Genomic DNA, 6994 nt, shown 5'->3' with positions numbered 1-6994 from the left:
AACTGCTCCTTTCATTTTAGGGAGGATATATAATCTTGAGCAAATTATTATACCTTAAAAGGTTAGGAGTAGTTCACATAAATTTAAGTTAACAGAAACCAAATTAGGTAAAGGAGAAAAAATGGAAAAAATATTATTATTTATTATTACTATTTTAATAGTCTTCATTATCAAATGCTGGACTTATCCTGCTCTTATTCCATTCTTTTTTCTTATATTATTATTAATATTTGTTCCAAGTTTAATAATAAAAAAATAAATATATTCCATATTTACTTTTATTATAATTCTTAATCTAAGAAATGAAAAAATTAACTATATAATTATACTGCAAAAAATAAAACCAAAAAGATTAGCTTCTTTCTGGTTTTTATTTTTTATATATTTTAAATTATAACTTAAACAAGTTTTTTAAATAATCTATTATTTTTTGTTTAAAATAAAGAATTCTTTATTTGGAATAAGAAAATAAATTTAATTATTGAAAGATGACTCTGTAAAAGTCTATTTTAATAAATTCATAGTTTCAGTCATAACTTTAGAAAAATTATCTCTTATCACAAGTTGTGCTTTTCCATCTTGTGAAGTAGGTGTTTCATTTAAAATAACAAGATTATTTCCAGAAAAGTAATTCAAATAATATGCTGCTGGATAAACTGTTAAACTAGTTCCAACAATTATCAATGTATCTGCTTTTTCTATTTCATTTATAGCTTTAGAAGTAACCTCATCATCAAGCATTTCTCCATAAAGAGTTACTTGAGGTCTTACTATTCCACCACATTCACAATTAAAAGATTTGCTATCAAAACATCCACATGACAGACAATACCATTTTTTTAAAGTTCCATGAAGTTCCAAAACATTTTTACTTCCTGCTGCTTGATGAAGATCATCTATATTTTGCGTAATAACTGCTTTAACTTTTCCTATTTTTTCTAATTCAGCTACTGCCTTATGCCCAGCATTAGGTTTTATATCATTTATAGACAACTTTTCTATAAGATATCTATCAAAAATATCTCTATGTGAAAAAAAGAAATCATGACTTAATATCTCTTCAGGCTCATATCCCATATAACTTCTATCATTATAAAGTCCATTTTTACCACGAAAGTCACGTAAACCAGAATCAGTTGAAGCCCCAGCTCCACTAAACACCACTATATATTTACTATCTTTTATTATTTCAGCTAATTCTTTTATCTTATCCATAGGTTCCTCCTATTTCTTTTCAATCTATTTTTTTATAATATTATACTATATTTTTCAATTTAAATTGAGTATATTTTTTAACTTTTTAAATAATCTTAATTTGAGTAATTCTATAATATAAAAAGCTGTTGTCTCATATTTAAGTCTGAAAATACTTATCTATAAATAAAATTACTTTCTTTCAATTTCTCTTTAATTTTATATTATTTATTTCATAAAATAATTGTTATCACCCAAAAAATGAGTTATAATTGTGATAGAATTATTAATTTAATACAAGGAGGAATATTATGTACAAATTAAGAAATGGTGTAGAAATACCAGAAATAGCTTTTGGAACTTGGAAGATAACTGACCCAGAAATATGTAGAAAAAGTGTAAAATTTGCTTTAGAAACTGGATACAGACATATAGATACTGCAATGATATATAAAAATGAAGAATTTGTTGGAGAAGGAATCAAAGAATTCTTAGATGAAAATAAAAATATAAAAAGAGAAGATCTTTTTATCACTACAAAAGTATGGAATTCAGATCAAGGATATGATTCAACTTTAGCTGCTTTTGAACTTTCTCTAAAAAAATTAGCCCTTGATTATATAGACCTTTATCTTATTCATTGGCCTAACACTCCTAATATGAAAACTACTATTGATACTTGGAAGGCTCTTGAAAAACTTTATAAAGAGAAAAAAGTAAGAGCTATTGGAGTATGTAACTTTGAAATCCATCACTTTGAAGAACTACTTCCAGAAACAGAAATTATACCTATGATAGATCAAATAGAACTTCATCCATTAAATCAACAATTAAATTCGAGAGCTTACTGCAAAGATAAAGATATTATAGTTGAGTCTTGGAGTCCGTTAATGCAGGGAAATCTTGAAAATGATGTTATAGAAAAAATTGGAAAGGTATATGGAAAAACTATTGCTCAGGTCATCCTTAAATGGCATCTTCAATCTGGACTTCTTCCATTACCAAAATCTGTAACTCCATCTAGAATAAAAGAAAATAAGGATCTTGACTTTATTCTTTCTGATGAAGATATGAATACTATTAATGCTTTAAATAAAGATGAGAGATTTGCAACTCATCCAGACAATATGAGTGCTGGTTTTGAAAAATTAAGATAAATTTATTAAATATCTGTGGAGGAAATATTAAAATGAAGTATAATTTTGATGAAATAATTGATAGAAGTAAAACAAATTCTAGAAAATGGAATCCTGAAATTTATAAAAATATATACAATGGAAAAACCGACTTACTTCCTTTATGGGTTGCAGATATGGACTTTAGAGTTGCTCCAGCTATACTCAACAGTTTACAAGCTGTACTTACTCATGGAATACTTGGATACACTACAGCTGATAAGGAATATTTCCAAGCTATTATTGATTGGAATAAAAATAGAAAAGATATAGATTTGAAAAAAGAATGGATATTATTTACAAATGGAGTAGTTCCAGCTCTTAATTATATAATACAAACATTTACTGAAGAAGAAGATTCCATTCTTATTCAAACCCCTGTATATCATCCATTTAGAATATCTACAGAAAATAATAATAGAAAAATAGTTACTAACTCTTTGATAAATACTAATGGTTACTATACTATAGATTTTAATGACTTTGAAAAGAAAATAATTGATAACAATGTTAAAATATTTATTCTTTGCAATCCCCACAATCCAGTAGGAAGAGTATGGGTAAAAGAAGAACTTGAAAAAATGGGAGAAATATGTTTAAGACATAATGTTCTTGTAGTATCTGATGAAATTCATTCTGACCTTATTTTTAAAGATAATAAATTTACTTCATTTCTTACTTTAAAAGATGAACTCAAAAATAATTGTATAGTATGTACAGCTCCAAGTAAAACATTTAATCTTGCTGGACTTCAAACTTCCCTAATTTTTATTGCTGATAATGAAATAAGAGACAAATACAAAAATACTCTTATGAAAATAAGACTTGAAACTCCAAGTACTTTTGGTGTAGAAGCTATCAAAGCTGGATATTTGCATTCTGCTGAATGGCTTGATGAATTAATTGATTACCTTGATGGTAACAGAAGATTCATTGAAGAATATATCAAAGAAAATATGCCTGGTGTGAAATATTTAAAACCTGAAGGAACTTATCTTGCATGGATAGATTTCAGAAATGTACTAAAAGATGAAGAAACTTTAGAAGAAATATTTGAAGATAAAGCTAAGGTCGCTATTGATTATGGTAGCTGGTTTGGAGAAGAGGGAACAGGATATATAAGACTCAACTTTGCTTGCCCTAAATCAGTAGTTAAAGAAGCTCTTGATAGAGTTAAGAATGTCATATTTAAATAATTATAATAAATTCAGGAGAAATTATGGATATAGAGTTAATGTTGGCTGGACTCAAAGATAAAGATACTTCTCAAGCATTTAAAAATCTACAAGAACTGGAATTATTTTCAGATTCTTCTGATATACTTTATCCATATATTTCTCCATTTATAGAAATAACATCTAATGAAAAATATACTATTAGAGTGAGAGATTTCAGATTATTTTGTAAACAGTTAAAATGAGATACTAAGAATATCATTAACAAAAATTTTAAAGAAATTCTGAATATCTTAGAAGATGAAAAACCAACAGCAGTACAGCAAGCTCTTAGTTCTCTAAAAAACATAGTTCTCCATAAAAAAGAATTACATTCTGTTATCAAAGAAAAAATTTCATCCATTGATTATCTAAGATATAAAGGTACTATGCACAGTTTAATTTATAAAGACATACAAAATTTATTACACTTAATAAGCTAAAATTGATACTATTCTATTTTAAAACAACCTTATTTTATAAAATAAGGTTGTTTTTTATTTTACCTTCCTGTCAACTGAATAAGAATTTTACATAATTCTCTCATACAAGAAGTTCCTTTTCTCTGCATTCTATATGGTATAAATTGTTTATTATATTATCTATCTCTATATCTTTCAGTAATATTTCAAAAGCTTTTGAATCTCCATCACAGCATCCAAAAAATTTTACTTTTCTTAATATTCCATTTTCAATTTCCACACCAATCTTTTTTGCACATACACCATTAGTTTTATATACTTCTATACTGCATCTCCTAGAATATTATAAGTGGTCTGCCAGTTTTTGGATGTTTTGCTATTTCACATTCTATATCAAAAACTTTTTTTATATTTTCTTTAGTAAATATATCTTCTGGTTTTCCTTCAATTTCAATTTTTCCTTTTTTCATTCCATATATATAGTCACAATATGAACTGGCAATATTCATATCATGTATAACTGCTAAAATAGTTTTTTCAGTTTTTTTTACTAATTCCATTATCTGTATCTGATATTTTATATCCAGATGATTAGTAGGTTCATCTAACACCAGTATATCACTATCCTGAGCTAGTGCCCTTGCTATTAACACCCTTTGCATCTCCCCACCTGAAAGGGTAAGAAAACTTCTATCTTTCATTTTTTCTAATTCTACTGATTGTAAAGCTTTTTTTATTATTTCTTTTTTCTCTGTAGTAAATAATGAGTCATGATGAGCATATCTTCCCATTTCTATTATTTCCTCTACTGTAAAGTCAAAGTTCATATTTTGTTTCTGAGCTAGTACAGCCATCTTTTTTGCAAGAATTTTAGATTTATAATCATTTAGCTCAATGCTGTCAACTATTATTTCTCCACTTTTATATTTCAAAAATCTATATATATTCTTTAAAAGTGTACTTTTTCCACAGCCGTTAGCCCCTATTATTCCAACAAATTTCTTTTCTTTTACTGTGAGAGATATATTTTTAAGTATTTTTTCATCATCTATAGAATATTCAAGCTTCTTCACTTTTATCATACTATTCTCCTCCAAATCTATATGCTTTCTTTCTCAACATATTTAGAAAAAAAGGAGCCCCAAACATAGAAGTTATAACTCCTATTGGTACTTCTTGTGAAACGAAAAGACCTCTGGTAACTGCATCTGTTAAAATCAAAAATACTCCTCCCATGAGTATGGCACATGGTATAACTCTCTTATGATTTCCTCCTACCAATCCTCTTGTAATATGAGGTATTACTAATCCTACAAACCCTATTATTCCTGTATTTGATACTATAACTCCAGTCAAAAATGTTGATATCAATACAATTAATATTCTAATCTTTTTTATGTCTACTCCTAAAGCAACAGCATTTTCATCTCCTGTCACAAGTATATTAAGTTCTCTGTATTTAGGATATATTAATAGAAAAGATATTCCTAAACTTGTCACTGCAAAAGGTATATATTTCCAATTAGAACCTCCAAGACTTCCTGACATCCAAAATATAGCTCCTTGCAGTTCTCTTTCATTAGGTGCCATCATTATCATTAGTGTTGTTATTCCAGAAAAAAGAGAGGATACTGCAACTCCTATCAACACTAATCTTGTACTAGAAAATCCCCCTGCTCCTGCAAAATAAAACACTATAAAAGCTGTTAAAGTTCCAAATACAAAAGCTCCAATAGGAACAGAAAAAAACGTTCCTCCTAAAAACAGAATAGCCATTACTGCTCCTGTACTTGCCCCAGCTGATATTCCTAATATGTATGGACTTGCCAGAGGATTTTTAGTAAGACACTGCATAAGTATTCCAACTAATGCCAAAGCTCCACCTGCTGTCATTCCCATTATTATTCTTGGAACTCTTAAATTCCATACTATTATCTCTATACTATTTTTCCATTCTTTCTGAAAAACTTCTCTTCCTAGACTCTTATTCACTATTATTTTCCATACATCAGTTCCTTTAAGAGATACAGAGCCTATTGTTACTACTAAAGTAGAACATATCAGTAATAATATAAATAATATTAGGCATAATATTTTGTAATTATTCAGCAATTTTTTCATTTATTTTTCTCCACTCTGTACAATTTTTTTAATGCTATTTTTTCTGCTGTTTCTGCTATATGAAGACTTGGAGCAGTCTCTATATAGTTCAGATAAAAAATATTATTTTTACTAAAAGCTTTTTTATCATTAAAATAGCCTTTATTCAATAGCTTATTATATTTATTTTTAAAATCCTTTTCATCAATAGCTAATATAATTATATTATCAATATCTTTCTCTATTATATTTTCCCAATCAGCAGTAAAATAATTTTTATTAATATCTCCAAATACATTTCTATATCCTGCTTTTTCACTTATTGATTGTATCAGACCATTTCCACCAATTAAACTTGGATTTTTATCTACATTACTTATAAATAATATATTTTCTCCTTTATTTGGATATTCAAATTTTTTTAAGTTCTCACTTATTTTTCTAATTTCTTCCTCTATTTTATTTTCTATTAAAAGAAGTTTTCCAAGTTTTCTCAAATCATCAAATAATATTTCTATTGTTCCATTTGTTGAAGCTGATTCAAATGAGAAAATTTTTATTCCATTATTTTTCAATTCTTCTTTAGAACCAATATTTTTATCAGTAAATGCGCTTTCCCATCCTATTATATGAGTAGGAGCATATTGATAGATTTTTTCTTTAGTTGGTACTCCTACTGAGATATCAGGAATATCTTTTAATTTTTCCTCTATATCTTCTGGAAATTCTATATTGTTATTCCAGCCTTGTGCTGCTATTTTCTTTTCCTGTTCCAATTCTATCAGTATTCTTGTAGAAAAATGAGATAAAGATATGATTCTAATATTCTCTTGACTTACACTTATTCTAAATATTATTATAAAGAAAATTAATACTTTTTTCACCATTA

General features: G+C 27.2%; 9 protein-coding genes. 4 read left to right on the top strand and 5 right to left on the bottom strand.

From position 1 onward, the window contains the following. Positions 1-121: 121 nt before the first annotated feature. On the top strand, positions 122-259 hold the full coding sequence (locus tag E6771_RS09615) for a hypothetical protein (RefSeq protein ID WP_316091097.1): 138 nt from the start codon (positions 122-124) through the stop codon (positions 257-259). A gap of 245 nt (positions 260-504) precedes the next feature. Here the strand turns inward: E6771_RS09615 and E6771_RS09610 are convergent, their stop codons facing one another. Beyond that, on the bottom strand, positions 505-1215 hold the full coding sequence (locus tag E6771_RS09610) for an NAD-dependent protein deacylase (protein WP_316091096.1): 711 nt from the start codon (positions 1213-1215) through the stop codon (positions 505-507). A 290-nt stretch (positions 1216-1505) separates the two neighbouring features. Here E6771_RS09610 and E6771_RS09605 point away from each other — a divergent pair, with 290 nt between their 5' ends. Genes E6771_RS09605 through E6771_RS09595 form a run of 3 tightly spaced genes read left to right on the top strand, consistent with a single transcriptional unit; the run spans position 1506 to position 3789 of the window. Then, positions 1506-2351, top strand: a complete 846-nt coding sequence (locus tag E6771_RS09605) for an aldo/keto reductase (RefSeq protein WP_316091095.1) — start codon at positions 1506-1508, stop codon at positions 2349-2351. 32 nt (positions 2352-2383) lie between these two features. Then, positions 2384-3565: a MalY/PatB family protein gene (locus tag E6771_RS09600; RefSeq protein WP_316091093.1), complete on the top strand. Its 1182-nt coding sequence runs from the start codon at positions 2384-2386 to the stop codon at positions 3563-3565. 23 nt (positions 3566-3588) lie between these two features. Continuing rightward, positions 3589-3789 carry a hypothetical protein gene (locus E6771_RS09595; RefSeq protein WP_316091092.1) on the top strand — a complete coding sequence of 67 codons (201 nt, stop codon included), beginning with the start codon at positions 3589-3591 and terminating at the stop codon, positions 3787-3789. A gap of 337 nt (positions 3790-4126) precedes the next feature. On the opposite strand, the gene E6771_RS09590 is transcribed toward E6771_RS09595, so the two are convergent. Genes E6771_RS09590 through E6771_RS09575 form a run of 4 tightly spaced genes read right to left on the bottom strand, consistent with a single transcriptional unit; the run spans position 4127 to position 6989 of the window. Next, complete coding sequence (locus E6771_RS09590; RefSeq protein WP_316091091.1) at positions 4127-4285, bottom strand: TSCPD domain-containing protein; 159 nt, start codon at positions 4283-4285, stop codon at positions 4127-4129. Positions 4286-4340: 55 nt separating this feature from the next. After that, entirely contained in the window at positions 4341-5087 is a 747-nt protein-coding gene (locus tag E6771_RS09585) for an ABC transporter ATP-binding protein (RefSeq protein ID WP_316091090.1), read from the bottom strand. Position 5088: 1 nt separating this feature from the next. Further along, complete coding sequence (locus E6771_RS09580; RefSeq protein ID WP_316091089.1) at positions 5089-6126, bottom strand: iron ABC transporter permease; 1038 nt, start codon at positions 6124-6126, stop codon at positions 5089-5091. Then, on the bottom strand, positions 6123-6989 hold the full coding sequence (locus tag E6771_RS09575) for an ABC transporter substrate-binding protein (protein ID WP_316091088.1): 867 nt from the start codon (positions 6987-6989) through the stop codon (positions 6123-6125). Before E6771_RS09575 ends, E6771_RS09580 begins: the two co-directional genes overlap by 4 nt. Positions 6990-6994 lie beyond the last annotated feature (5 nt).

The organism is Fusobacterium sp., from assembly GCF_032477075.1.
In the GTDB taxonomy this organism is placed as follows: domain Bacteria; phylum Fusobacteriota; class Fusobacteriia; order Fusobacteriales; family Fusobacteriaceae; genus Fusobacterium_A.
Note: the sequence above shows the minus strand (reverse complement) of the source record. Positions and strands in the feature narration are given on the sequence as shown.

Coding starts and splice junctions, on each gene's coding strand:
- E6771_RS09615 (WP_316091097.1), top strand. CDS start 122: ATGGAAAAAATATTATTATTTATTATTACTATTTTAATAGTCTTCATT.
- E6771_RS09610 (WP_316091096.1), bottom strand. CDS start 1,215: ATGGATAAGATAAAAGAATTAGCTGAAATAATAAAAGATAGTAAATAT.
- E6771_RS09605 (WP_316091095.1), top strand. CDS start 1,506: ATGTACAAATTAAGAAATGGTGTAGAAATACCAGAAATAGCTTTTGGA.
- E6771_RS09600 (WP_316091093.1), top strand. CDS start 2,384: ATGAAGTATAATTTTGATGAAATAATTGATAGAAGTAAAACAAATTCT.
- E6771_RS09595 (WP_316091092.1), top strand. CDS start 3,589: ATGGATATAGAGTTAATGTTGGCTGGACTCAAAGATAAAGATACTTCT.
- E6771_RS09585 (WP_316091090.1), bottom strand. CDS start 5,087: ATGATAAAAGTGAAGAAGCTTGAATATTCTATAGATGATGAAAAAATA.
- E6771_RS09580 (WP_316091089.1), bottom strand. CDS start 6,126: ATGAAAAAATTGCTGAATAATTACAAAATATTATGCCTAATATTATTT.